The organism is Salinimicrobium oceani (genome assembly GCF_012037645.1).
On the sequence record NZ_JAAVJR010001185.1, the window covers coordinates 1 to 348 of the forward strand.

Sequence of the window (348 nt, forward strand, 5' to 3'; positions counted from 1 at the left end):
TTCCAACTCCCCAAGACTATAATTGCGTGGGTCGATCTGGATACCGCCCTTTGCACCTCCATAAGGCAAACCCGCAAGAGATGTTTTCCAGGTCATCCACATCGCAAGTGCTTTTGCAGCATCAACATCCACGGTTGGGTGATAGCGAAGACCTCCTTTATACGGCCCCAACGCGTTATTATGCTGCACGCGGTAACCGGTAAAGATCTCCACTTCTCCATTATCCATTTTCACGGGAAAATGTACAATGATCTCGTTGTTGGTAAGACCAAGAATCTTTTTAATATTAGGATTGAGACCCATTAGGTCGGCAGTTTTTTCAAACTGGTTAAGCACCGTATCATACAT

General features: G+C 45.4%; 1 protein-coding gene. It reads right to left on the minus strand.

The features are described from left to right. Positions 1 to 348: Glu/Leu/Phe/Val family dehydrogenase (locus HC175_RS21385; protein ID WP_317172391.1), on the minus strand; the 348-nt coding region annotated here is incomplete at both ends.